General features: G+C 66.0%; 23 protein-coding genes and 2 tRNA genes. 7 read left to right on the top strand and 18 right to left on the bottom strand.

From position 1 onward, the window contains the following. A partial coding sequence (locus tag FVP33_RS15280) for a tyrosine-type recombinase/integrase (RefSeq protein ID WP_425460952.1) occupies nt 1-925 on the top strand: 925 nt, incomplete at its 5' end. Nucleotides 926-1,014: 89 nt separating this feature from the next. Here FVP33_RS15280 and FVP33_RS15275 read toward each other — a convergent pair. Together FVP33_RS15275 and FVP33_RS15270 are read right to left on the bottom strand one after the other, a co-directional pair. Next, nucleotides 1,015-1,090, bottom strand: a tRNA-Arg gene (locus tag FVP33_RS15275). Nucleotides 1,091-1,178: 88 nt separating this feature from the next. Beyond that, the gene (locus FVP33_RS15270; RefSeq protein ID WP_147784530.1) at nt 1,179-1,643 is read right to left on the bottom strand and encodes a hypothetical protein; all 465 of its coding nucleotides are present in this window, start codon (nt 1,641-1,643) and stop codon (nt 1,179-1,181) included. 127 nt (nt 1,644-1,770) lie between these two features. On the opposite strand from FVP33_RS15270, the gene FVP33_RS15265 reads away from it, so the two are divergent. After that, on the top strand, nt 1,771-2,187 hold the full coding sequence (locus FVP33_RS15265; protein WP_147784529.1) for an ACT domain-containing protein: 417 nt from the start codon (nt 1,771-1,773) through the stop codon (nt 2,185-2,187). 91 nt (nt 2,188-2,278) lie between these two features. Here FVP33_RS15265 and FVP33_RS15260 read toward each other — a convergent pair whose 3' ends face one another. The 3 genes from FVP33_RS15260 to FVP33_RS15250 are packed head-to-tail and all read right to left on the bottom strand — an operon-like array spanning nt 2,279 to nt 5,920. Next, nucleotides 2,279-3,772, bottom strand: coding sequence for an aldehyde dehydrogenase family protein (locus FVP33_RS15260; RefSeq protein WP_147784528.1), 1,494 nt, complete (start codon nt 3,770-3,772; stop codon nt 2,279-2,281). A 53-nt stretch (nt 3,773-3,825) separates the two neighbouring features. Further along, nucleotides 3,826-4,818 (bottom strand): PDR/VanB family oxidoreductase, encoded by a 993-nt coding sequence (locus FVP33_RS15255; RefSeq protein WP_147784527.1) that lies wholly within the window; start codon nt 4,816-4,818, stop codon nt 3,826-3,828. Between the two features lie 10 nt (nt 4,819-4,828). Next, nucleotides 4,829-5,920 (bottom strand): aromatic ring-hydroxylating dioxygenase subunit alpha, encoded by a 1,092-nt coding sequence (locus FVP33_RS15250; protein WP_147784526.1) that lies wholly within the window; start codon nt 5,918-5,920, stop codon nt 4,829-4,831. Nucleotides 5,921-6,011: 91 nt separating this feature from the next. Here FVP33_RS15250 and FVP33_RS15245 point away from each other — a divergent pair, with 91 nt between their 5' ends. Beyond that, nucleotides 6,012-6,608: a PadR family transcriptional regulator gene (locus FVP33_RS15245; protein ID WP_147784525.1), complete on the top strand. Its 597-nt coding sequence runs from the start codon at nt 6,012-6,014 to the stop codon at nt 6,606-6,608. Nucleotides 6,609-6,734: 126 nt separating this feature from the next. Here FVP33_RS15245 and FVP33_RS15235 read toward each other — a convergent pair. Further along, nucleotides 6,735-6,823: transfer RNA gene (locus FVP33_RS15235), tRNA-Ser, on the bottom strand. Nucleotides 6,824-7,063: 240 nt separating this feature from the next. Between FVP33_RS15235 and FVP33_RS19580 the strand changes: the two genes are divergently transcribed. Further along, on the top strand, nt 7,064-7,189 hold the full coding sequence (locus FVP33_RS19580; RefSeq protein WP_187270745.1) for an LPXTG cell wall anchor domain-containing protein: 126 nt from the start codon (nt 7,064-7,066) through the stop codon (nt 7,187-7,189). A gap of 53 nt (nt 7,190-7,242) precedes the next feature. Here the strand turns inward: FVP33_RS19580 and FVP33_RS15225 are convergent, their stop codons facing one another. The 5 genes from FVP33_RS15225 to FVP33_RS15205 form a co-directional block, all read right to left on the bottom strand. Continuing rightward, on the bottom strand, nt 7,243-8,484 hold the full coding sequence (locus FVP33_RS15225; protein ID WP_147784522.1) for an LCP family protein: 1,242 nt from the start codon (nt 8,482-8,484) through the stop codon (nt 7,243-7,245). A gap of 138 nt (nt 8,485-8,622) precedes the next feature. Further along, nucleotides 8,623-8,934 (bottom strand): CHY zinc finger protein, encoded by a 312-nt coding sequence (locus FVP33_RS15220; RefSeq protein WP_147784521.1) that lies wholly within the window; start codon nt 8,932-8,934, stop codon nt 8,623-8,625. Continuing rightward, nucleotides 8,931-9,527: an energy-coupling factor transporter transmembrane component T family protein gene (locus FVP33_RS15215; protein ID WP_147784520.1), complete on the bottom strand. Its 597-nt coding sequence runs from the start codon at nt 9,525-9,527 to the stop codon at nt 8,931-8,933. Before FVP33_RS15215 ends, FVP33_RS15220 begins: the two co-directional genes overlap by 4 nt. Beyond that, on the bottom strand, nt 9,524-10,213 hold the full coding sequence (locus tag FVP33_RS15210; RefSeq protein ID WP_147784558.1) for an energy-coupling factor ABC transporter ATP-binding protein: 690 nt from the start codon (nt 10,211-10,213) through the stop codon (nt 9,524-9,526). Before FVP33_RS15210 ends, FVP33_RS15215 begins: the two co-directional genes overlap by 4 nt. Then, nucleotides 10,213-10,854, bottom strand: coding sequence for a biotin transporter BioY (locus FVP33_RS15205; protein ID WP_147784557.1), 642 nt, complete (start codon nt 10,852-10,854; stop codon nt 10,213-10,215). Before FVP33_RS15205 ends, FVP33_RS15210 begins: the two co-directional genes overlap by 1 nt. 68 nt (nt 10,855-10,922) lie before the next feature. Here FVP33_RS15205 and FVP33_RS15200 point away from each other — a divergent pair, with 68 nt between their 5' ends. Beyond that, nucleotides 10,923-11,561 (top strand): TetR/AcrR family transcriptional regulator C-terminal domain-containing protein, encoded by a 639-nt coding sequence (locus FVP33_RS15200; RefSeq protein ID WP_147784519.1) that lies wholly within the window; start codon nt 10,923-10,925, stop codon nt 11,559-11,561. Here the strand turns inward: FVP33_RS15200 and FVP33_RS15195 are convergent. Beyond that, nucleotides 11,506-13,389, bottom strand: coding sequence for a glycoside hydrolase family 20 zincin-like fold domain-containing protein (locus FVP33_RS15195; RefSeq protein ID WP_147784518.1), 1,884 nt, complete (start codon nt 13,387-13,389; stop codon nt 11,506-11,508). The two genes, FVP33_RS15200 and FVP33_RS15195, sit on opposite strands and share 56 nt — an antisense overlap. A 104-nt stretch (nt 13,390-13,493) precedes the next feature. On the opposite strand from FVP33_RS15195, the gene FVP33_RS15190 reads away from it, so the two are divergent. After that, complete coding sequence (locus FVP33_RS15190) at nt 13,494-14,225, top strand: IclR family transcriptional regulator (RefSeq protein ID WP_147784517.1); 732 nt, start codon at nt 13,494-13,496, stop codon at nt 14,223-14,225. Nucleotides 14,226-14,268: 43 nt separating this feature from the next. Here FVP33_RS15190 and FVP33_RS15185 read toward each other — a convergent pair whose 3' ends face one another. Both FVP33_RS15185 and FVP33_RS15180 read right to left on the bottom strand, forming a co-directional pair. Further along, nucleotides 14,269-15,702, bottom strand: coding sequence for an NAD-dependent epimerase/dehydratase family protein (locus FVP33_RS15185; RefSeq protein ID WP_147784516.1), 1,434 nt, complete (start codon nt 15,700-15,702; stop codon nt 14,269-14,271). Between the two features lie 60 nt (nt 15,703-15,762). After that, nucleotides 15,763-16,737 (bottom strand): helix-turn-helix transcriptional regulator, encoded by a 975-nt coding sequence (locus FVP33_RS15180; protein ID WP_147784515.1) that lies wholly within the window; start codon nt 16,735-16,737, stop codon nt 15,763-15,765. Nucleotides 16,738-16,840: 103 nt separating this feature from the next. Between FVP33_RS15180 and FVP33_RS15175 the strand changes: the two genes are divergently transcribed. Further along, nucleotides 16,841-17,269 carry a VOC family protein gene (locus FVP33_RS15175; RefSeq protein ID WP_147784514.1) on the top strand — a complete coding sequence of 143 codons (429 nt, stop codon included), beginning with the start codon at nt 16,841-16,843 and terminating at the stop codon, nt 17,267-17,269. A 50-nt stretch (nt 17,270-17,319) separates the two neighbouring features. On the opposite strand, the gene FVP33_RS15170 is transcribed toward FVP33_RS15175, so the two are convergent. From FVP33_RS15170 to FVP33_RS15155, 4 genes are all read right to left on the bottom strand, one after another. Next, complete coding sequence (locus FVP33_RS15170; RefSeq protein ID WP_147784513.1) at nt 17,320-18,282, bottom strand: acetylxylan esterase; 963 nt, start codon at nt 18,280-18,282, stop codon at nt 17,320-17,322. A gap of 57 nt (nt 18,283-18,339) precedes the next feature. Further along, complete coding sequence (locus FVP33_RS15165; protein WP_147784512.1) at nt 18,340-21,138, bottom strand: glycosyl hydrolase; 2,799 nt, start codon at nt 21,136-21,138, stop codon at nt 18,340-18,342. Beyond that, nucleotides 21,135-22,073: an alpha/beta hydrolase gene (locus FVP33_RS15160; protein ID WP_147784511.1), complete on the bottom strand. Its 939-nt coding sequence runs from the start codon at nt 22,071-22,073 to the stop codon at nt 21,135-21,137. Before FVP33_RS15160 ends, FVP33_RS15165 begins: the two co-directional genes overlap by 4 nt. Nucleotides 22,074-22,272: 199 nt before the next feature. Beyond that, nucleotides 22,273-24,987, bottom strand: coding sequence for a hypothetical protein (locus tag FVP33_RS15155; RefSeq protein ID WP_147784510.1), 2,715 nt, complete (start codon nt 24,985-24,987; stop codon nt 22,273-22,275). Nucleotides 24,988-25,058: the final 71 nt, after the last annotated feature.

The raw sequence follows: 25,058 nt of genomic DNA, 5'->3' as shown, positions 1-25,058 counted from the left end.
GAACGGGCTCTACAAAAATGAACTCATCCGCCGACAAGGGCCTTGGCGAACGGTCGAGCAGGTCGAACTCGCGACGCTGGAATATGTGTGGTGGTGGAACAACCAACGCCTCCACGGCGAACTCGCCCTGCGCACCCCGATCGAGGTCGAGGAAGAGTATTACGCTGACCAAGAATCGTCCCAGCCGGCACCCGCCAGACAGGGAAGCAACGAGGAACTAAACCCAGGCCGAATCAATGGCTTGGTCGTGAGAAACCCATGCGAGGGGATCCGACTTCCCCGAATTGTCAAAAAGGAGCGTGGCTACCTGTCCCACGACCAAGTCGCGAAACTCGCCACTTCTGTTGGGGACCAGGGCGATGTCGTGTTGCTGCTCGCGTACACAGGAATCCGCTGGGGTGAGCTCGCTGCCCTGAAAGTTGAGCGCGTAGATTCCGTGCGGCGTCGCATAGACATCGTCGAGGCGGTGACCGAGCCGAACGGCACAATTGTGTGGGGCACGCCCAAGTCCCACGCGAGTCGATCCGTCCCGTACCCAGAATTTCTCGACCTGATGCTCAAACGTCACATGGCAGGAAAACACAGGAGCGACCTCCTTTTCACGGCGCCGATGGGCGGGGTGCTGCGGAATGCACAGTTCCGGCGGCGAAGATTCGACCGAGCGGTCGCAGAGCTCACGGCCGCCGATCCTCACTTCCCTCGAGTGACGCCCCACGATCTCCGTCACACTGCCGCGAGTCTTGCGGTCTCGGCCGGCGCGCACGTGAAATCCCTGCAACGGATGCTCGGCCACGCATCCGCGGCCATGACCCTCGATGTCTACGCAGATCTCTTCGAAGATGACTTAGACGCGGTTGCAGCCGCTTTAAATGACAGGGCAGTGTCCTCAAGTGTGGGTGAAATGTGGGCAGAAGTGGAGTCTTGACCACGCGGCGCACGATGAACTGTCGAACGCGGGAAACCAAGAACCCCCGGCTGACCGGGGGTTTTGAATCTCATTTGGCTGAGAATGATTGGTGCGCCCGGAGGGATTTGAACCCCCGACCTATTGATCCGTAGTCAATTGCTCTATCCGCTGAGCTACGGGCGCATTGCCGGGCTTAACCCGGCCTGTCGACTATACCAGCGATCATGACCGGCGCGAATCGGCGGCCGAGCCGTCAACCGGCGTGGCGCCGTCACGAGGTGCGGCGGCGATCCTTCGGCGCCCGGTGTGATGCGACGTTCAGCACGGTGGCGACGACAAAGAGCACGCCGAACGCGTACCAGAGGGGTGGCCAGATCCGCGCGAGGGGCCACCAGTAGAACATCGAGGTCCCGAGGTAGAGCAGCACGTACGGCACAAAGATCGACCAGCGGATCGGGTCGCGCCACTGCACTTCCGCCAGGTACTCCACGGTGAAGCCGAAGACCGCCCAGAAGAAGAAGAGCACGCCACCGAGCCAGAGCCACCACTCCTTGCCCGCCAGGAGAAGAATGCTGCTGACCAGCACGGCTGGCACGCTCATCACGTAGATGACCCAGCCTTGACGCACCGCCGTGTCGAACCGCCATCGCCGAACCGCGAAGTGCACCACCAGTGCACCCTCGAACAGGAAGGAGGTCACGACGAAGAGGGTTTCTAACGCGTCCATTTCTGGCATGCGCTAATTCAAGGCCGGATGACGCTCGGCGGTAAGTGCCCAAGGTCCCCACCCCCAAAACGCCCGGGTACGTTCCCAATCTCGAGGGATGCTCTGCAAGGCGGTCGAATGGGGGCAGAATGGACCGGTGACAGTCGAATCGGACCTTTCCAACCTACTCGCCAAGCTCAGCCCCGAGCGCGTCCCGGGGTCATTCGTGTTCGCGTCGGTGGGCTTCAGCGAGTCTCTCCAAGGCATCGAGCCGCTCGCAAGCGTGGTGGAATCCGAAGGGCTATCCGTGGTCCTCCGCCGGGAGGACGCCGACCGGCTCGGGCTGCACTACAGCTTCGTGGCGGCCTGGATCACCCTGCACGTCTACTCGGCGCTCGAGACGGTCGGTCTCACGGGCGCGGTCGCCGCCACGCTGACCAAGGCCGGGATCAGCTGCAACATGATCGCCGGATACCACCACGACCACGTCCTCGTGCCCGAGAACCGGCTCGTCGACGCGCTCACTGAACTCAAGGAACTCTCGGAGTCGCACGGATTCCTGATGCACCCGTAGCGGCCTCTGCGAGAGCCGCAGGTCCTCGAGAAACGGCAGCGCGAGGGTGCGGAGCCGACGTGCGGTCGGCGCCCGCATCCCGAACTTCCGCCTAGAACGGGTAGCTGGCCGGGGTGCGGCGCATGGTGATCCACCGCGTCTCGGTGAAGGCCTCGATGTTCGCCTCCGCTCCACCCTGGCGCGAACCGGTGCCGGAGGCCCCGACCCCGCCGAACGGCGTGTTCGCCTCATCGTTGACCGTCTGGTCGTTCACGTGCACGATTCCGGACGGGATGCGCTGCGCGAGCTCGTACCCGCGCAGGGCGTCGGCGGTGACGATGCCGAGCGACAGCCCGTACTCCGAGGCCGTCGCGATCGCGATGGCCTCGTCATCCGTGCTGAACTTCACCACGGAGGCCACCGGCCCGAAGACCTCCTCGCAGAACGCGGGAGCGTCGAGCGGGGAGTTCGCCAGCACGGTCGGCCGGTAGAACAGCCCGTCGTAGGTGCCGCCCGCCTTGAGCTCGGCACCGGCCGCGATCGATTCGGTGACCAGACGGTGCACCCGGTCGCGCTGGTTGGCGTCGATGATCGGACCGAGGTGCACGTGCTCGGTCGCGGGATTGCCGACGGCCATCGAGTCGGCCTTCGCGGCAAGCTTCGCCACGTACTCCTCGAACAGGCTCTCGTGCACGAGATGGCGCCCGACCGTCATGCAGATCTGGCCCTGGTGCAGGAAGCTGCCCCAGGTGGCGAGGTTGACGGCCTGATCGACGTCGGCGTCGTCGAGCACGAGGAACGCGGAGTTGCCGCCGAGCTCGAGGTGCGCGCGCTTCAGGTGCTTGCCGGCGAGTTCTCCCACCGAGCGGCCGGCCCGGGTCGAACCGGTGAAGGCGATGACGCGGACGTTGGGGTCGACCACCATGGCCTCGCCCACGTCCGCTCCGCCGGTCACCAACTGCAGCACGCCAGCCGGGAGTCCGGCCTCCTCGAAGATGCGCGTCAGCATCACGCCGCCGGTCACAGCGGTGCGCGGGTCCGGTTTGAGCAGCACGGCATTGCCGAGGGCGAGGGCCGGAGCGACGGCACGGATGCCGAGGATGATCGGCACATTGAACGGCGAGACCACGCCGACCACGCCGACGGGAACGCGCTGGGCGATCGAGATCCGCGGCTCCTCGCTCGAGAGGATCTGGCCGAGCGGATGCGACGGCAGCGCCGACGCCTCGTAACATTCCTGAGCCCCGACATGGAGGGCGAACGCGGCGAGCGGCGGCACGGAGCCGACCTCTCGGACGTTCCAATCCATGATCTCCTCGGCGTGCTGCTCCAGGAGCGCCGCCGCCTTGCGCAACACCCCGGCACGAACCGCGTGCGGGGATGCCGCCCACGCCTTCTGCGCGGCCGCCGCGCCCGCCGCGGCCCTGGTCACATCGGCCGGGGTGGCCATACCGGCACGGCCGAGCTCCTCGCCGGTCGCCGGTTCGACGATGGGGATGTCGCCGCCGGAGCCGGGGACCCACTCCCCGTTGAGGTAGATCTTTCCCGCCCAGATGTTCGGGTCGAGGAACTGTCCGGTCGTGGCCGGGTCCATTGTCAGCGTCATTGCGTGTTCTCCTTTGGATTCCTGAACGTATTGTGCTTGGGTTTGCTGTGTAATTACGAGATGTCGATGGTGACGACCGCGGGGCCCGGGCGGCCGAGGTCGGTCGAGACGGCGCGGGAGACGCAGCAGCAGATCTTGCCGCGGGCATCCTTCTGCCGTTCGCTGTAGAAGACGTCGCGGTGGTCGAGGTCGCCGTCGAGGTGCAGCACGCGCACCTCGCAGAGCCCGCACTCGCCCTTACGACAGTCGGACATCACCTCGAGCCCCGCCGACTCGAGGGCCTCGAGCATCGTCTCGCTTGTTCCCACCATGGTCTCGAACCCGAGGCGCGGGATACGCACGACGAATCGCTGCGGGTCGAACCATCCGCTGTTGCCGAAGGTCTCGAAGCGCAGGTTCGCGGGCGACAGCTCGCGTTCGATCCAGGCGCGGCGCACGGCATCCATCAACCGGATCGGGCCGCACGTGTACAGTTCGGTGCCGGCATCGACCGAGCCGACGAGGGTCGCGACGTCCAGCGGGGTTCCGTCGTCGCGCACGTGGAGCACGAGGCGCTGGCCGTGCTCTCGCCGCAGTTCCTCGACGAAGGCCATCTCGCCCAGCCCGCGGCCCACGTAGACGAGCGTGTAGTCGGCGCCGATCGAGCGCAACACGCTTGCCATTCCGGCGATCGCCGTGATGCCGATGCCGCCCGCGAGCAGCAGATACCTCGCCGCCCCGATCCGCAGCGGAAAGTCGAGCACCGGCTGGGTGATCTCGATCGTGTCGCCGACCCGCAGCGCGTGCATCACGGCCGCGCCGCCGCGCGACTGCGGCGAGTCGAGCACCGAGATGGTGATCGTCCGACCCTCGTCGGACGGCGTAACGACCGAATAGGACCGGGAGTCGGTAGCCCCACCGATCGTGACCTTCACGTCGATGTGCGCGCCAGCCTCGACCTTCACCGGGCGCTGCGGCTCGAACACGATTCTGCGGATGCCGGGGGTCAGGGCGTCGGACTCGGTCACCGTCGCCCGTTGCCACACCCGGGAGTGTGAGGTGGCCATGGCGCGAGGCTCAGGCCACCGACACGGCTGGGACCGGCAGGCGCCCCTCCGCGGCGAGCTTGCCCTCGAGGATGCGGCGCACCCACATGCCGCCCGCGTCGATGTTCAGGCTGTAGAACTCGTAGTCCGGGTTCGCCTCGATCGCCGCCTGCTGGGCGACGAGCATGTCCTCGTCCTCCTTGAACACCCGCGAGACGCCGTCGCGCAGTTTCGTCGTGATCACCTGGCTCTCCAGCCGATAGTTGCGCATGAATGCCCAGAAGTAATTGCACGACTTGTCGGTCTCCGGCGTGATCGTGTTCATGACGTAGCCGTTGACGCCCTGGCTGCGGTCGCCCGCGGGAGCGCCCGTCCCCGCCTTGGCAACCCCGACGTCGATGTTGATGGTGGATGGCGACTCGAAGTGGATGATCTGCCACCTATCGACCTTGCCCTCGAATCCGGGGAAACGGTCGCGCATGTTCGCCAGCCAGAACGGCGGGGCGTCGATGCCCAGCATCCAACGCTCGACCGTGACGGTGTCGCCGTCGTGGGTTACCACGAACTCGGATTCGCTCAGCTCCTCCTGGCCGATGGTCGAGCTGTGCACGAATTCCTCGTGGGTCAGGTCCATCAGGTTGTCGAGCACGAGCTGGTAGTTGCAGGCCACCGGGATGGTGAGGCCGTCACCGGCCCAGGCCGGGTCATCCATCTGGTGCATGTCGGGAACGAGCGAAGGATCGGCCTTCGTCGGGTCGCCGAGCCACACCCACACGAAGCGGTGGAGTTCGACCACCGGGAACGAGGCCACGGTCGCGCTGGGGTTGATGGTCTCCTGGGCCGGCATCGAGATGCACCGGCCCGCGGAGTTGTAGACGATGCCGTGATAGGGGCAGCGGATGCCGTCCCGGCCCTCCGGGGTGCCCATCGACAGCGGCGCCAGTCGGTGCCAGCACGCATCGGCGAGCGCCACGGCCCGGCCGTCCTCGGTTCGGTACATCGCCAACGGGCGGTTCGCCACAGTGCGGGCGAGAGGCTTGCGATTGACCTCGTGGTCCCACGCCGCCACATACCAGGCGTTCAGCGGGTGGCCGAGGACCTTGTTGACCGTGGTCTCTCTCATGGGGACTCCTTCGTCCAAACTCGGGCTTGCGTTTCAGATTACCTATCTCCATAGTGAAACTGCAATAGTCTGGCCCGGAGAGAATTGAGACATGAGCCTGCGATACGCCCTCCTCGCGCTGCTGACCGCGCAGCCGATGACTGGCTACGACCTGGCCAAGGCATTCCACAGCTCGGTCGGGCACGTCTGGCACGCCCCGGATTCGCAGATCTATCCCGAGCTCAAGCGCATGGAGGCGGAGGGCCTCGTCGTCGCGACGGCCGTGGCCCGAAACAGCCGGGCCACGAGCGCGACGAAACGCATCTACAGCATCAGCGACGCCGGCATCGCGGCGTTCCGCGAGTGGATGGAGACCCCCATCGAGTACGTGCGGGAACGCGATCCGGCCCACCTCCGGGCCGCGTATTTCGAGTGGACCGATCCGGAGACCGTCCGTACCCAGTTGCGCGCGCACATCGAGCATTGGACCGAGCAGCGCGAGCAATGGCAGATCCAGCTGGGCGCCATCCGCGACCAGAGCCATCCGATCACGGCGAGGCGGCTCGAGATCTTCCCGGAGACGGAATGGCCCCGAATCATCGGCTACAAGATCTTCGTCTACGAGGGTCTCGTGGACCGGGCTTCCCAGCAGATCGCCTGGGCAACACGCGGGCTTGCCCTCGTGGACGAGCTCGAGGGCCGGCGGTGAGGGTGCGGTCGGCCGTGCGGAAGCGGAGGGCGGAGGTCAGCGACTTCGAGCCGGCGGGAATGCCGGGTCCACGATAATCGTCCCCCGAGGCCTCGGCGGCGTCGAGACTCGCGTACATTCCAAGTGCGGAGCCGGTGGGATTTGAACCCACGGTACCCTTACGGGTACTCCACCTTAGCAGGGTGGTGCACTAGGCCGAACTATGCGACAGCTCCAACTGTTCGACTGCAATCATAGCGGCACACCGGCGAACGGCCGATTCGACCGACACCGCGAACGATTTGTCCGCCCCTGAACTGGGGAGCGACCCACCCCCGGACTGGGGATTCGAATCCGTTGTCCGCCGAATCGGCGGCTCGTAGAGTGTTATCCAAGCGGGCACACGCCGCACCGAAAACACCATAGATCAACCAAAACTCGAGGGGATCAACCCGTTGGCTCCCTCGACCACAGCTTTGGCAGCGACGGGATCCGCGTCCATCGGAATCGTGATCGTTGCCCTCGGAATCGTCGCCCTGGGAATCGCTCTCGTGTTCCTCTGGCTCAGCCGCCGCAATCGCCGCGGGACGACCCGACGCTAGGACGCCTGGCTGGTCCCTCGACGTCAATTGGGGGCCAGCCAGCGCTTCACGTTCTACTTGTTCACCTTGGAGCAGGTGTAGTCCGCGGCCGTCTGGCCGAGCACGCCGGGCAGAACCTCCGGCGCATCGCTTGCCGTCGCATCCGGTGCGGCGGATCCGGATGGAGCCGGAGCCGTCGGAGCCGGAGCGTTGGGGTCGGGGATCGACCCACGCCCGGTGCCGGAGTCGAGGCTGAACGGCTCGTCGGCCTTGATCTTGGCGAAGAGCGCGTTGGCGGCGGACACGATCGGAGCGACCTTGCCTGCGTAGACGCCCCCCACCCCCGTGGTGCCCGGGTATTGCACGAACGAGATCCGGTTGAGCGGGATCTTCTTGAGCACCAGCGCGATCGACACCATGGTGTTGAGGTTGCTGAGGTTCTTCGACAACGTCATGTTCTTGGAGGCCGCCGTGGCGAGACCGAAGAGCTTGGTGAAGTCGGTGAGGGTGCTGTCGCTCTTCACCGTACGCACGAGCGACGACAGGAAGACCTGCTGCGAGCTGATGCGACCGAGGTCGCTTCCGTCGCCCACCCCGTGACGGCTGCGCAGGAAGGCCAGGGCCTGGAACCCGGAGAGGGTGTATGTGCCGGCGGCCGGGAGGTCGATCCCCGAGTACTTGTCCCGGAGCGGCCCGTTGATGCAGACCGGCACTCCGCCGACCGCCGTCGACATGTCGATGACGCCCTGGAAGGTGATCAGCGCCGCGAACGGGATGTCGAGCCCGGTGAGCGCCTTCACCGTGACCACCGTGCAGGGCAGGCCGCCGTAGGCCAGGGTGTTGTTGATCGGCTGGGCGGACATCGCACCGTAGTTGCCCTTGCCGTCTTCGCGCGGGCACGCCGGGATCGGCACCACCATGTCACGGGGAATGCTCACCGCCACGGCATTGGTCTGGTCCTGCGACACGTGCAGGAGCATCGTCACGTCGTTGAGCACACCGTCGTCCTTGCCCGCGTAGGCCCCCTGGCCCTTGCGGGTGTCGCTGCCGACGAGAAGCAGGTTGAAGCCGCCGTCGAAGGCGCCGAGCGCGGGGGGCGGACCATCGGTCTCGCCGACGAGCGTCACGGTCTTGATGTTGCCCTTGATCTGGCTGAGGGCGATGCCGGCGACGCACGCCCCGCTGACCAGGACCACGGCGAGCGCGGCGGCCAGGAACTTGAGGACCGCGACGGTGGCGTGCGACTTCTTGAGCCTGCCGTGACGCGCGATTCCCGGCACGCCTGACCGATTCGACCGGGGTCGGGTCTCGCTCATGGCGTCCCCCTTCGAAGTGGATGGCACGGAGATGTTCGTGCGGATAGTCCGGGTTCACACCGCAATCGGCCTTCGCAAGGATATCCCAGCCGACCCGAAGTTCCGCGGTTGCCGTCGGTGTCGCCCGGCATCCGTTCGTCAGTCCTGGAAGTAGAGGGAGGAGTGCAGTCGGCATCCCTCATTGAACGGCGCGTGGCAGGAGGGGCAGCCGTCCACCGCGAGATAGCCGTCGATGGTGAGCTCCGTCGAGCACACGCCGCACAGCACCGCCTTCTGCTGACGCTCGGCGAGCGTCCATTGGGTGGCCGCGTGGGTTTCCGCGTGCTCGTGACAGAGGTGGCAGGGATAGTAACGGCGGCAGCACTTGAACTTGATGGCGATGACGTCTTTGGGCGTCCCGTAGTGAACGCACCGGGTCTGGTCGTCGATCGTCTCGCCGTAGACGATCACTCGACACCCCGGGCGGCGAGGGCATCCGCGAGGTCGTCGGAGTGCTTCAGCGACAGCACCAGGAGCGGGACGACGAAGGTCGTGGCGCGAACCGGCACCCCTCGCGCGCGTTGAGCCTCGCGGATCGACCCGGCGAGCCCGGCGATGACGGGAATCGTGGTGATCGTCATCGCGAGCAGAAGGCCGACCCCGGCGGGGTTCACCCCGAAGCGGCGCAGGGGCGCGAGTGTGCGCTCAGTCGCGTCGAGAAGCGCGGGCACACGGGTGGTCAGTGTGACGAGCGCGGCCAGCGCGATCACCACGACCACGCGCCCGGTGTTCGCCAGCGCGACCAGGGCCGGAAGGAAGACGAGTTGCGTCACGAGCATGACCACGATCAGCCAGCGGAGCGCGACCACCTGCGCCGCGAGCTCCCCCAGCCCGAGCCCGGCGATCAGATAGCCGGCGACGACGAGAACGGCCGCCGCCGGGAGCATCCACGCACTATGCGCGGAGAGCGTGATCGCGAGCGTGATCGCGATGAAGACGAGCACCTTCGGGCCGGCGGGCGCTCGGTGGATGGCGCTCGCGCCCGGCCGGTACAACGCGATCACGCGTGTTCCCGTTCGTAGCGTCCGACGACGTCGCCGGGGGCGCCGGATTCCACGAGCCGGCCGGCGTCGAACCGCAGAACCACGTCGCATCGGGCCGCCATCCGAAGGTCGTGAGTCACGAGCACGAGCTGCTGAGGCAGTTCGTCGAGCAGGTGGTCGGCTATCCGCCGACTGTTGACGGCGTCGAGGAGCGCGGTGGGCTCGTCGGCGACGAGCAGGCCCGGCTCGCCGACGAGGATCGAGCAGAGTGCGAGCAACTGCTTCTGGCCGCCGGAGAGGCTGTGCGCCGGTGCCTCCGAATGGGTGGTGAGCCCGAACCGGTCGAGGACGGCCGACACGCGCGCGCCGGCCTCGGCGGCGGTGAACCCTCGTCCGCGCAGGGAGAAGGCCACGTCTTCGGCGACGGTCGGCATCACGATCTGCACGTCGGGGTTGCTGAAGATGAAGCCGACGCGCCGCCGGAGCAGCTTCGACTGCCGCGCCGGGTCGAGGCCGTGCACCCGCACCGCCCCGCTGCTCGGCAGGACGAGCCCATTGAGCATCCTCGCGAAGGTGGACTTGCCAGAGCCGTTCGACCCGATGACCCCGATCCGACGCTGGTCGAGGCTCACGCTGACGTCGCGCAGCGCCGTCCGGCCGCCGAAGTCCACCGAAACGGAGTCGAAGACGATCTCCGGATGCTCCATCACTCTGGCCGACTCACCGCCGCGCGAGGGGATTCCGTTTCGACGGCGGGGACGGCGACCACCGGGGCGGCCGGGGTCGCTCCACGCCGGAAGCCCTGAGGGTAGGCGCGCCAGAGAGCCATCGTGACGAGGGTCGCCACGACCACCTTGAGGGCATCCCCCGGCAGGAAGACGACACTCGACAGGGCGGTTGGGCCCAGCGGGATCTGGGTCACGAACGCCTGCACCGGGATCCCGAACGCGTAGACCACGCCGATGCCGCCCGCGAGGCAGCCGAGGGCCGTCCGCCACCAGGTGGGATTCTGCCGATCCGCTCGCACGATGGCTCCGATCACGAAGGCTCCGAAGATCCAGCCGATCAGGTAGCCGGCGGACGGACCGACGAAGACGCCCACTCCGCCGTATCCCCCGGAGAGCAACGGCAGGCCCAGCAGCACGAGCACCTCGAAAACGGCGACGGCGGCCGCGCCCCGCCAGGATCCCAGCACCGCGCCGGCGAGCATCACACCGAGGGTCTGCGCCGTGATCGGCACCGCGCCGAAGACCGGGATGGCCCCCGGAAGACCGAGCACGGCGATGATTGCCGCGAAGACCGCGATCCGCGTGACGTCACGAATGTCGATTCGAACTCGATTGCCCATGCTGTGCTCCTTCTCCTGAACGCTGTTCACCTGAACACTGTACAGGTCGCTGCTACGCTACAGACACGATGACGAATTCTGACGAGGTCGAAACGAAGTACACCCGTCACTCTCGGGCCGACGTGGTCGCCGGCGCGCTGGCGATCCTGGACGAGCATGGCCTGCCCGACCTGACGATGCGACGCCTCGCCGCGACCCTCGATGTGCAGCCGAGTGCTCTCTATTGGCACTTCGCCAACAAGCAGACCCTCCTTGCGTCGATCGCCGACCAGATCGTCTCCCGAGCCGTCCCCCGCGAGGTAGGCGATGCCGACTGGTCCGGAGCCGTCCGCGCCGAGGCGGAGGCGCTGCGCGATGCCCTGCTGGCGTTCCGCGACGGAGCAGAGGTGGTGTCGAGCACCCTCGCCCTCGGGCTCGGCGCCGGGGAGCCGCAGTCGAGACTCGCGACGGCGATCCGCGGCGGCGGCTTCGATCAGCAGACGAGCGAGGTCGCGGCGGCGGCGTTGCTCCACTTCGTGCTCGGGCATGTCTCGCACGAGCAGCAGCGACTCCAGGCCGACAGCCTCGGTGTCGTCGCGGAGGGCCACTCCGCCGACCCGGTGACGGCGATCGGCGGGCGGGCGGCCTTCGACTTTGGGATAACGCTCCTGCTCACCGGTCTCGAGTCGCAGGCACCGGCGCGTTCACTCGGGGACGCGGCGCGCTAGCCTCGACCGCGTCAGCGCGCCGCGGCCGCGCTACCCTGCGTCTCGCCTGCACCGTCAGCGCCGCGCGGAGGCCCGCCATGAAGTCGAGGCTGTCGTCGACGCCCCCCGGCCGAGAGCGCAGGAGCCAGCACTCGCGCTGCTCCACGAGCACCGACTCGAGGAGGCCGAGCAGGCGATGCGCCTCGACGGGGGCCATTTCGTCGACGCCGCCGCGGCGGATCACCTCCACTCCGAGACGGGCGAACCGGATGGCCTGGCGCAGCTCCCGCACGGCGATGTCGCCGTCGGAGCTCGCGGGCCGCGCGTAGTCGAGCTCGGTGAGTTCCGCGGCGAGGGTGGCGTCGACGGCTTCGAGCGCCTCGGGAAGGATCGCGGGCAGTTCAGATATGTCGCCTCCGCGCAGCAACGCGAGGAACAGTGGCGACGCGTTCAGCATCGGCGCGCCCAGAGCGAGCGCGGTCGCCCCGATTCTCATCAACACCCCGCCGATCACGCTCTCCTCGTCGTCGAAGACCCGACTATCGAGCACCTCCGCGAGATCGATCGCGCGATTGCTGTCCAGGCACCAGCTGACCGCCCCGCCGTAGGCGACCGGCCCGAACGACACCGCCGGCGGGTCGAAGTGCCCGTGGTCGCCCCACAACGTGTTGATGTAGCCGGTCGAGCCGTTCGCGATCCCCACTTCGGCGGCATCGATCATGTTCTCGAGAGCATTGTCGATACGGCCGACGAAGGACTGCCACGTGCTCGTGCCCGGAGCGACCCAGAAGGGAGTACCGGCGTCGATCATCGCCGCCGCCCGGGCCGAGAAACCCTTGGCGAGCGCCTCGATGTCGAGGTGGACGCTGTCCCATTCGGCTCGTTGCCGAGGAGTGGCGATGCCCCAGACCGCTCGGCTGTGTGATGGCGAGTCGTACTGCCACACCACCGGGATCGCGCCGGCGGGCACCGAACCCATCAGCTCCGGGTAGTCGCCGAAGATGTCCGCCCAGAACTCGACCTCGAAGCCGTCGTCGAGCAGCGGACGCATGACCTCGGACACGTAATCGAAGTAGACAGCACCGCCACCCCTCCGCTCGACCTCGCCGCCGCTGCGCCCGAGACCGAGTTCGAACGGCTCGTCGGCGCCGATGTTCACCCGCTTGCTGCGTAGCGTCGACGTCAGTTCGACCAGGAGCTCGCCGACGAGGTCGAGGTTCTCCCGGGTCGGCTCGAGGGTGCCCGCCTCCCGGTGACGTCCGAAGAGCTCGAAGCCGCCCGGTTTCTCCGCCCGCGCGGCATACTGCTCGAGCTTGAGCCAGCGATCCATGTGGCCGAACGTGTTCTGGTTCGCGACCAACGCGATCCCGACCCCGGCGCAGAGGTCGTCCAGCCAGCGCATGTCTTCGGCGGTGAGCGCGCTGGCCCGCGACCACACGGCGTCGTGGGCGGCGTAGGCGAACGTGTGCTCCATGTAGAGCTCGAGCTGGTTGATCCGCGCGAGCGAGAGCAGCTCGACGTAGCGCCGCAGCGTTCGCCGGGTGGGCACCCGGTCGCGGCTCACGTCGAGCATGAAACCCCGGGTCTCGAAGTCCGGCCAGTCGATGATCTCGACCGCGATTCGCTGAAGCGTTCCGGATGCGCGCAGCTGATCGAGCGTCTGAAGACCGTAGCGGAGGCCGGCTGCGTCCCGGTGGTCGATCGAGATCGCCTCCGGCGCCGTGCGGATGCGGTACCCCTGTGCGGGGAGCGCGTCGTCGAGCGTCACGATGACCGGAGTCGATTCCGCCGCACCGATGCCCGAACCCTCCCGGTAGGAGCGGGGAGCAGGGAACAGGGGCGTGGGCATGTCGTGGCTTCCTCACCGGACGCAGTGGACGAGCAGCGTCGGTCAACTCTCGGGCATCCGCGCGTATTTCACAACTGTGTTGCAAATGATGCAACAATGTCAGAATGTCCCAGAGCGTTCTCCGCGCCGCGCGCATCATCGACGCTATCGCGGATGAGCCGAGGACCGTGATGGAGCTCGCCGCGACATTCGACCTCCACCGGTCGACCATGTTCCGCGAGCTTCGGGCGTTGGAGAGCGTCGGCTACGTGCACCGGAGGAAGGACGGCCGCTACCGCCTCGGCCTGCACCTGGTCTCGCTGGCCAGGCGGGCGTTCGACGACCTCGACCTCCCAGGAGCCGCCCGCGACCACCTCCGTACGCTGCACGGCATCGTCGGCAACACGGTGCACCTCGCGGCGCTGGTGGAGGACATCATCGTCTACGTCGACAAGGTCGAGGACCCCAGCGGCGTTCGCATGTACTCGAGCATCGGAAAGGCGGTGGTGCCGTATGCCAGCGGCGTGGGCAAGGCCATTCTGGCCGGCCTCGACGTCGGGGCGCGCGACGCCGTGCTCGCCGGGGCGACGTGGGTGAAATTCACCGAGAACACCATCTCGTCCCGGGCCGAGCTCGACCGGCAACTGGACCTCGTGACCCAGCAGGGCTGGGCCGCGGACGACCGAGAGTTCGAGGACTTCATCAACTGCATCGCCGTGCCGATCGTCACGCCGCTCGGCGTCGTCGGTGCCCTGTCGATCACCGCCATCCGAATGGTGCAGGACCTCGACACGCTCAAGACCCGCATCCCGGCAATGCTGCAGACCGCGACCCTCATCGCCCGGGAACTCGGATAGCACGCCCCCAGTTTCGAGCGGCTTCGACTGCTGAGGGTCGGGCCTAACCTGGGCCCTCCACCTGCGCCAGAAACGGGTTACGCTCGGCCTGCCGCGCGTACCCGGCGGGATCCCGCACGCAGACCGGACACCAGTGGCCTGCCGTCAAGACGAGTCGCGGGCTGGCCGCGAACTCGTGGCCGAACGCGCAGGTCCAGTCAAGAGGGGTCGCCACGTCACCGGGGGTGACGTCCGCGGTGAGGAGTCGCCCGCCTCGGAACGCCGCTGCCTCGAGATAGTCGGCTCGCGCCCAGGAGGCGGGGTCCTTCGTCTCGTCGTACCCGTGGTCCAGAAATGACGGGGTGCGATCCGGGGCGGGTTCGACGAAGGTCGCCCAGTCTCCGATCGCCTCCCAGGCCGCGCGGGATCCGAAGAAGGCGTCGATCACCTTCTCGTCAGCGGAGCGCACCGCGGCCATGGTGCCGCGCGGCCTCCGGGTGAGCGGCTCCACGACGAGGTGTTTCACGATCCACCCCGGTACCCGGCCGGCGGACCTCACCGATCTCGGCGCGGCGGCGATCGCGCGCGCCATCGCCTCATCGAACGTGTCCCGGCGGAAGGGGACGAGTTCGTGCAGCCGATCGCTATCGGTGTACCACTGTCCATGGAAGTTCTTCAGGGCGAACCAGTTGCGGTCATACCAGCGGCGCACATCGCGAACCCCCATCGCCGAGGCGAGGGCGGTTTGGAACTGCCAGTTGGTGAGGCGCCATCCCTCGCCCCCGCCGACGTTGTAGATGCCGCCCCAGAACTCGACCGGAACGTGCGCCTCGCAGAGGTTGGCGAGCAATCGCGCGGAGTCCTCCGCCGAAACCCACTCCATGACCCCGGCGAACGGTGGATGCGTCATGATCGGATCACGGATCTGCAGCACACCGGGGTGGAAGATCCCGGTCTGCCGAAGCCACGCCCACTTCGGGAGCCCTGAGTCGACCAGTTCCCTCTCGGCGATGATCTTGGTCTGGGCGTATTCGTCGAACTGCGATGCCCGCACGGGGTCGCCGATCCGTCCCCAGTGGTGCGGAGGGTTGCGATCCCCGGTCTCGGCGACCGACCCGATGCCCACGACGCCGATTCGCCCGGGCTCCGGTTGCGCGGCAACGGCCCGAATGATGGTGCGCATGCTTCCGATGTTCACGGCGCGAGCGAGGTCCGGATGCTCATCGGCAGCCGGAGAGACCACCCCGCCGACATGCAGCACCAGGTCGACCCGGCTCACGCAGGATTCGACCACCGCGTCGTCGAGCAGGTCGCCGCGAATCACCGTCAGGGTGTCCATGTCGTGGAATTCCAGAAGAACGGCGTCGTCACGCGGAGTCCGTCGCGCGAGGGCCACCACCTCGATCCGATCCGCCCGGGTTCGGAACTCGCGAAGCACGGCGCGACCCCAATTGCCGGTCGCCCCGGTGAGCAGGACGCGGGTGCGCGGTCTGGCCAAGGCTGATTCCCGTCCCTCACTCTCATCGTGGATGAATTAAAGGTGGGTTTCGCGCTGGGGTCAAGGAAGTGGGGAGGCGCTGTCGATCAGTCGCTGACCGAGTGCAAGAACGAGCGATCGAAGCGCCTCCGGCCGCTCGACGGTGAAGGGTGCCCCGATGGCGGCGAGGATGCCCGGGAGCCACTCGAGATCCTGAACTCGAAGCCGCACCAGCTGCCACCCTTCTCCGGCGGATGTCAGGTTATCGACCATGGCGATTCCCTCGGGAAGCCACCGCCGAATCTGTTCGAGCGTCCCCTGGATCCGAACTGAGACATCGTGGGCCCATGGTGTCTGCGCCAGCCCGGACAGGACGTGCTGTGCCGGGTCGAACCCGTCCGGCACGCTGAAGGAGTGGCCGAGGACGCGCGGCCTCGCAATGCGGTCCAGGCGGAACGTTCGTATCTCCCGGCTGATCGAGTCCGCGCCGGCCACGTACCACCGGCCCGAGTGCGCGACGAGGCCATAGGCCTGGATGGTGCGCTCGGTTCGGTTGCCCTCGCGATCGCTGTAACCAATAGTCACCGGATGCCGGTCCCGAGCCGCCTCGGCGAGAACGAGCAGCACGCGCGCCTCCGGCGAGGCCGGGGGACTGGGTGGCGCGGTGAAACTCGTTGTGGCCAACAACGCATCGAGCCTGCGGCTGACGTCCTTCGGCAGTACTCGGCGAAGCTTCGCGGCGGCTGCGTCGGCGGCCGTGAGCGACAGGGGCACAAGCCCCGCCTGCTGACCGGCTACGAGCGCCAGAGTCACCGCGAGGGCTTCGTCTTCCGTCAGCATGAGCGGGGGCATCCGATAGCCGGGCGCCAGCCGGTAGCCGCCGTGCCGTCCGCGCACTGACTCCACCGGGACATCCAGCGCGTAGAGGTGCTCTACGTAGCGCCTGACCGTGCGTTCGTCGACGCCCAGGCGCTCGGCCAGTTCGGCGCCGGTCCGGGTGCCGCCGGACTGAAGAATGTCGAGCAGTTCGAGCACTCGGGAGGTCGGCCGCGTCATGAGATCGACTATCCCACCAATAGCGGGCGGATACTGTCCTCTATTCGCCGTACGGTCTTCCTCAGGCGACGGGGTGTTCCCGTCGAAACCAGGGAGTACGGCAATGCGATTCACCTCCATCCGAATCATCACCGAGGACGTTTCGTCGCTCGTGGCGTTCTACGAGCGCGTGACCGCGAAGTCCGCGGTGTGGTCGAACGACGACTTCGCCGAACTGCGCGTGGCGTCGGGCACCCTGGCGTTCGCGAGCACGCGCACCGTTGGCCTCTTCGGCCCGGGGGCGGCTCGACCGCGCGATAACCACAGCGTCATCGTCGAATTCCTCGTCGACGACGTCGACCGCGAATACATCAGGCTCAGCGGCTGGATGACCGACTTCGTCAACGCGCCGACCACCATGCCGTGGGGCAACCGTTCGCTGCTGTTTCGCGACCCCGACGGCAACCTCATCAACTTCTTCACGCCGGTCAGCGAGGACGGGATCATGAAGTTTCACGGGCAGGTCGGAGAGTCGCAACGAGTGGATGACTGACAGTGTCACGCTCACGCGCGACAAGGAGTCATCCACATGACCGCCGCTGCTTACCGCACCGTCGAGTCGAAGTGCCGGAGCGCGAGAAGCTCGTCCTCGATGCCGCCGCCCTCATGACCGTTAAACGGCCATACGGTGATCTGCTTGGGACCCGCGTAGTTCGCATAGGCGGCGAAGACTGTCGAGGGCGGGCAGATCGGGTCCATGAGGGCGGTGCTCAGGATCGCGGATGCGGTGGCTCGTTTCGCAAAGTTGACGCCGTCGAAGTATGAGAGCGTCTCGAGCGTCCGATCGGCCGAGCGACGGTGGACGGCGAGGTAGCGACCGATCTCGCGATACGGATCGTTGTCGGTCATCGTCACCGCGCGAGGGAAATCGCAGAGAAATGGAACGGAGGCCGCAACCGCCGCGAGATCGTCGACGAGCCCGGCGACGGCGAGCGCGATGCCACCGCCCTGACTACCGCCAACCACCGAGACCCGCGTCGCGTCGATGATCGGGAGTGAGCGAGCGGCCTCGACCGCGCGTACCGCATCCACGAACACCCGCCGATAGTAGTAGGACTCCCGGCTCTCGATTCCACGGGTCATGAACCCGGGACCGTGGGGACCCGAGCCGGCGTCATCCGGAGTGTCGCCGACACTTCCGGCCGAGCCCTGTCCGCGAGTGTCCATCTGAAGGTGGGCGAATCCGGCGGATGCCCAAAACAGGCTCTCGGCTGCGTTGCCACGTCCGCCGCCGTAGCCGACGAAATTCACGACGGCCGGAAGCGGGCCGGTTGCTCCCGCGGGCACGCGGAGCCACGCGCGCACCCGCTGCCCGCCGTACCCGGAAAACGAAACATCCCACACGTCAATCGTTTTCAGCCCCGTATCGACGGGCGTGAGTGAGACACCGAGATCGAATTCGCGGCTCGTACTCAGCGTTGTCGCCCAGAACTCGTCGAAGTCTCGCGGGTCGACTTGTGCGCTCCGGTAGGTGCGAAGCGCGGCTTCGGGCAGGTCAGTAAACATGGCGTTCCTTCCGTGCGCTTGACGCGCAACTGGACCGAAGAACGGACGTTCGACGGGTCACTTCTCGGCACGCTCACTTCGAGTCGTGTTGGATCTTCGCTCCACCCGAACCACTGCTGGCCCGATCAGCCCGTGCGGCTGGGAGGAATCAGGGCCGATCAGGTCGGTGATCGCGCTCGCGATCACCGCGTTGCGAAGGGCTGTCCGAACCTCGATCTCGATCAGGGTTCCGTTCACGAGACTCGTGCCGAGATCGATGACGCTGCCGTCGACGTAGGCCGTACCGAACACTCGATCGCCAATCCGCACCACGGCGGATCCGGCGAGCCCGCCGAGATCGATGACCGCGGGCAGGCCGGTAAGCCCCTCCGGCACCACCACCCGGGCGGTGTAGCGTCCGGTTCCCGAGACGTGGCGCAGCGCATCCACATCCCGCCAGTCCCCCGGCCCGACGCCGTCGAGCGTGATGATGCGGGGACCGGCCGGCTCTTCGCTGGTCACCTCGATCCGCCACCCCTCGACCACGAGCTCAACCTCCGCGACGGGGAGTTCGTCGTCGATGGGGTCGGGTGCGGCAGACAGGTCGAGTTCGAACACCCGCACCCCACGAGCGAGGATCCGTGTCGGGACGGTGGTGCGGTCTCCCTCTGCCCGGTGCGCGGCGGCGAAAATCCGCCCGCTGGTCAGGTCGAGTTCGCGCACGTGCCCTGCGCCCTCGAGCGACAGCGTCACGGAAACCGACGCCCCAAGGGAGTTGTACACGAGCACGTACCGGCATGATCCAGCCTCGCGCCATTGGGAGAGCAGCGCAGCCGCATCGACGGCGACGCGAGGCACGAGTCCTAGACGGGTGAACGCGTCAGCCGCCTCCGACATCCTGCTCAGTCGCATCGTCGAGGGCTGGCGAAGCGTACGGGCCATCGCGGCTCGGACACGTTCGTCGCTGGCGCTTCCGCCAGCGAATCCGGAATCAGCAGACGGTGACTCGCCGACGATCAGGATGCGCGCCCCGCGTTCCGCAGCCTCGGCGATGGCCTCGGCGGCCTCGGCTGGGAGCATCCGCTCATCGACGATGAGTCCGCGATAGGCCGGCCCCTCGGGGAACAAGGTCCCATCGTCGCCGACGGTGCCCGCTTCGGCGAGCCCGATGGGGTCGACGAACTGAACGGTGAAGCCCGCGGTTTCGAGAGACTCGGTGTCGGCAAGTCGTGCGGGAGCGGTCGCATCCAGGCTCACGTCACGCACACCGCGCGCGGCCGTCGTCAAAAAACCGTCGCGGTAGATGGCGATGTCCGTGCGCGGGGCCCCGGTCTCGAGCACAACGGTGCCTCGCGCCCAGTAGTCGGTGAGAGGGGGCCAGTTGACCCACTCCGGAAAGTGCGTGTCGTTCCAGCTGTCCGAGACGATGTGCTGGAATCGGGTCTGCGTCGGCCACGCGGCTTCGGGCTCCTGGGTGGCCACACCGTGGAGAAAGGGCTTGGTGATTCCTGCCGCCCACTCCTTCGCGAGCATCTGTTGCAGATCCCCGAGGGTGTAGGCGTAGGCCGCCCGAAATTGTGCACCGAGTTCCGTGCTGATGCGCACGGCGCCCCCCTGGTGTGCCCCGCCCACGACGGATCGCTGCCAGTCGAGGGCGAAGCGCCAAGTGGCGTTCGAGCGGTCGATCGGCGCCCGGTCTCCGGAATTCAGCGATTCGCCCTCGGCTCGCCCGCCGGCCCGCACGAAGTCGCGATTGCTGCGGATCGCCTCGAGGTTCTGACCGTAAGCCACCTGCGATTTGTGCCGCAGGCCATGGCCGGCGGCCCACTCCTGCAACGGGAGCAGGTGGTCGGAGATGTACAGGTCGGTGAGCAGCCGGTAGTAGTCGCGACGCACCCGTGCGCCGACACGGGTATCGAGTTCAAAGTCAGGCACCGGTTCTTCGTTCGGCACCCAGAAGCGGCACATCCCGTGTGCGAAGAGCAGGGGAAGGTAGGGCGTCACGTCGTAGCCGTGGCGCTCAATGAAGCGTTCAAGCATCTCGGATGTCCAGAACAGCGAGTCGGCGTTGAGCTCCAGCGAGTCCTCGAAGAGTTCGGTGCCGGCCCGACGCAACAGCTCAAGGTTGTCGGCGCCGATCTGATGCTCGTCGAGATACTCAGCGGCAGCCTGCGCGGCATGGCCGTCCAGAAAACTCGTCACGCCCTGCTCGCAGTCGCGAATCCAGAAGGCGAAGAGTATCCAGTCGCCCTCGCGTGGTTCCCAGCGGATCTCGGACGCGACGAGCTGCGGTGTCAGATCGACGAGCGATCCCGCCTCCAGGACCGTCGACGCATCGGGCGGTGTGATGACGCCGCGAGGTGGTGCATATGGATCGTCGAGCGGCACGAGGGTGGGAGGTTCGTTCTGCTGCACAACCCGGGCAGCGGTGACTCGGACCAGTGTCGACGGGCGCGCGCCATCGAGATCGTCGAAGGCGGCGGGAGGGCGCACGTTCCCCGAACTGCCGCTCCGGAGTATCACCGATCCGTACTGCAGTTCCCGGGTGCTGAACCCCGTGCCCGTCGTTGTGTTCGGCGTCTTGAGCGGCCACGACGCCCCCAGCGTCATCGCCACCCCCACCTCGAGACGCTCCGCCTCGCCCAGGATCGCTCCCAGCGCATCACGCTGCTTCTCGTCGCCCCAGAACCCCCGGCTGAAGGCGATTTCCACCTCGCGGAAACCTGCTTCGGCGATTTCGTGGAGTTGACGGGTCAACTCCTCGATCGAGATCTCGCTCTGCCACCACCAGCGCACGCCGGGGCGATCGCCGGCTTCCGGGTTCGCGAATCGCTTCGGGTCGAGTGGTTCGGTCCGGATGCGCGGGGCGGGGATCACCGCAGAGGTTCCGTCGGGAAGCCGTCCAGCCAGTGGGCCATGCGAGCGATGCTCCTCTGAGCCTCGAGCGTGTGTGGGCGGTCGAGATGCCCGTGCGTGCTTCCCGGCTCATAGACGACGTTTATCCAAACGCCGGCATCCATAGCCTGCCTGGCGAACTCTTCGCCGGAATAGCGGTGCTCGTCGCGCTCCGAATTGAGGATGAACATCGGAGGCATGCCCGCGAGTTCCGCAGAGCCGGCGTAGGCGTAGGGGTTGGTGGGATCCTGCTCGGAGCCCAGATAGTTGGCGGCTATCGCGCTCACCATGGTCTGCGGAAAGCGATGCTCCGCCGGCACGGTCTCCGCCGCGGCGCGGGCCGCGGCCGACCCCTCGGGAAGCACTGTGTGGACCTGCGGATACACCAGCACGAGTGATGCGGGCAGTTTGCCCTGGCCGTCGCGCAGGCGCACGCCGACTCCCGCGGCAAGATTAGCGCCAGCGCTGGCACCGCCCAGGTGCAGGGATGCCAGACTCACGCCGAGGTTGTCGACGGCCCAGTTCCACGCCTCAAGAAGGTCGATGGACGGCGCGGGAAAGTGCACCCCGTGCAGTGCCTTCGTGTATTCGACCGAGAGCACCGCAAAGCCACGGGAAGCCACAGCGAGGGAGACCCAATGAGCCTCGGGCATGTCGAGATTACCGCCGATAAAACTCCCGCCATGGGCCCAGACCAATCCGCCTTTCGGCATTCCCTCGGGCCGGTAAAGGCGAGCCGGAATGTCGCCGTGTCGCGTCGGAATGCTGACGTCGCGGATAGTCACGGTCCCGAGCTCCGGATATCGCGCCACGAGGGACGCCGTGTCGATGTCCGTTCTCGGATCGGGGGCAGATGTGCCGTCTTCGAGACTGCGGATGACGTCGATGAGAGGAGCCAGGATGTCAGGGTTGGTCATTTCTCGACTTTCTCATGTGCAGTGTTGAAGCGCTGTGCAACTCGGAGGACTACTGGTCGGAATCTCGAACCATCAGGCCCTGGAACTCCTGCGGAAAGTCGATGGTCGCGACACAGTGGGACGGAATCGTGTCACTCCTCATCCCGGTGACGGTGTTCGTGGGCCACGGCCGACCATCGCATGTACTCGCCCCGGCCGGTCATTGGATGGTGACCTTGTCCAGGAATGCCGTGGTGTCTCCCGCGTTCGTTCCCTTGAACTCGATGGTGTGTGATCCGTTCGTCGTCGTGAAGCTCGGCGAGATGAAGCTCTGGAACGCTCCGCCAGCGGGTGGAGCGAATGCCGAGACGTTTATCCTGGTGCCGTCGACATAGAAGTCGAGCGCCTGGGCGCCGCCGTTGTTCGTGCGCTGGGCGGCGGAGAATTTCACGGTGTGAGATCCGGCCGAGAGATTCAGCGTTTGTTTCGCCGAGTCCGTTCCCTGGATGAACGCCGTCTGCTGCCCATCGGCCGCTGCTTGTGTGCCGCTGAAGGAACTGGAGTTACGCTGCACCCCGGTGGAACCAAGGAACTGCCAGACACTCGTCGGGTTATAGGTGTAGAAGTTCGCTGACGGATCTTCGAAACTGCCATCAAGCAATCGGTTCACATAAAGTGCCCCACTGCCAGACACCACGATGCTGTCAATGTCTATTGCACCAGTCGTCTCGATCGGATCGACCCGCAGCTGCTTTATCTCGCCAGTCCACAGGCCATTCGACGCCATGTTGACCGTGTAGGTGGTGTACCCACTATTAGGCGCCACTGCAAACGACACAGACATAGATTCGCTCGCCGTCGGCGACGCGGGAGTCGTGAAATAGATCTTTCCCACAGTGTTGCTGGTTGCGTTGCTCATCCTCACAGTCACCGTCGTGGCTGCAGCAGCATTGAGGTGCACTTGGTCAGGCGAAACTATTTGCGGGTCAATTCCAGTCGAGGTCAGGTTAAGCGCGTTGAAATCCGATCCGGTTGCGGTTGTTGCAGTCGCGCCATTGATCGTCCATCCCTGCTCTTGGCCGCCGTTGAAGCCCCAGTTGTATGCCTGACTTGATATCGAGGTGTACGCGACACTCGGCGTCCAACTAGCCTTGTCATACGACGATTCACCATTCTCGTTCGTCTCGAACCGAATGACATCGCCAGCGGTGACCGCTACGTTGTCTAGGACATAGGGCACGCCCGTGTATTCGTCGCCGGCAGCGATGGTCTGCGTGCCGCTGGCGGGCCAAATTTGGACACCGTTCTTAGTAATGCGGGCGAGGATTCCGTTTCCGCCCGCAGCGTTGTCGGACTTGAGGATACGCCCTCGCAGACTCACTGAACCGGTGCTCGGCGCAGTCCATGCCCTCGCGACCCAGTCGGCCGTAGAGGTGTCGGGATGTTGGTCGAACTGAGTGATCTCAGGAACCGACTGCCCGGATGGAGTCCACTTCCTGGCAACGGAGTCATAGACGAGGTTTGAATAGGAGGATCCGTTGAACGACTGGTATGACCAGCCATTCAGACCTTGAGTCCCGCTGAAGTCGGCGGCAGAAAAATAGACGTTCCCCGATCCGTTCGAGAGCGTCTGGTTATTGGTCGTTGAAAACCCCGCGAAGCCGTTGCCCTGGTCGTAAAGGAAGTTTGCGTTGACGTTGATGTTGTCCTGAATGGTTCCCGTGATCGGAGACGCCGCGCTGACTTGATTGAGGACGAGTACCGGGCCGTAACCCTTCTGGACCCCGTTGTTGATCATCACATTGGAGGATGACTCGTTGTTTGTCGAATAGTCGCCGGTGCGACCTCCGAGGCGCAGGAACGACAACGCTGAACCTGGAGTGTTCTCGAAGAGCGAATTCCGGGCCCTCACGTTGTTGTTGAAGATTTCGAAGTCGAGCGCATCCTCGTCGTTCGAACCGGTGTTCGTGACGTTCGAGAATATTGAATTCACGATCGACACGTCTTCCAGGTGCCCCAGAATCACGGCGGTTGTGCCGCCGACATTCCAACAGGGCGCCTCATTGTTCAGCGCTGAGTTCATGATGACCGCGTGTTTGACGGTGAAGAGGCGAAGCGCCTCGTCGCACTCCCAGTTGTCGTCATGACTGGCAAGATGATCGATTACGACGTTTTGCACCATGTTTGCTCCGGCGCCACCGCTGTTTCCGACGTTGGACTGGACCTGGTCGTTCGGTGCGAGCATGTCGATGCCGATGGTGTTGAGGTTGTGGTCGCCGCTGATCTGATCCATCCGAACTCCGCTAAGGAAGTAGTCGGTGGACGAGAAGGTGGTGTATTTGCCGGTGATTTGGATGCCGGAGGAGTTGCGCACGTTATCCGCGATCGCGCTGGGCACCTGTGTGCTGGTGCTCCCATTCGTGTAATAAATGAGGCCATTGATGTTATGGACATAGATGTCGGTGAAGTTCAGTCCGTTGTGGCCTGTGGTGTCGTAGTAGGCCAGGATGCCCGAGGCAGCGTTGGCCACTTCAAGGTGGCTGAAACTCCAGTAGTCCCCGTCTACGAGCTTTATCCCCCGGTCATCGACCGAGCCATTTCGGCTGATTTTCGGGTTATTGCCGGTTCCATACGCACTAACGGATATTGCATTGGTGGAGGTGCCGGAACCTGAGAGATTCATCTGCTGGTTCCAGGTACCTCCTTTCGCGAGAAGGATTGTGTCACCTGGCCCGAACGCGCCGTGCGAGTTGATCGGGGTGAACGTGCACCAGGGCTGTGCGAGCGATGCCGGTCCCCCGTCACTGCAGTTGGAACCGGCCTGGTTGTTCACATAGAAGGTTGTGTTGGCTGCCCACACCGGTTGGCTGATTCCGGTCAACGCGAGAGCGGCGAGTGCGCCGGCGGCCAGCGCAGCAATAAGTCTTCTCTTCATGGCATCCTCTTCTTCGTTGAAGCTGGCAATGGTGACCGGGCGGCCGATCGTCGCCGATCGGCCGCCCCTAC

This window comes from Lacisediminihabitans profunda (assembly GCF_008040105.1).
Taxonomy (GTDB): domain Bacteria; phylum Actinomycetota; class Actinomycetes; order Actinomycetales; family Microbacteriaceae; genus Lacisediminihabitans; species Lacisediminihabitans profunda.
Note: the sequence above shows the minus strand (reverse complement) of the source record. Positions and strands in the feature narration are given on the sequence as shown.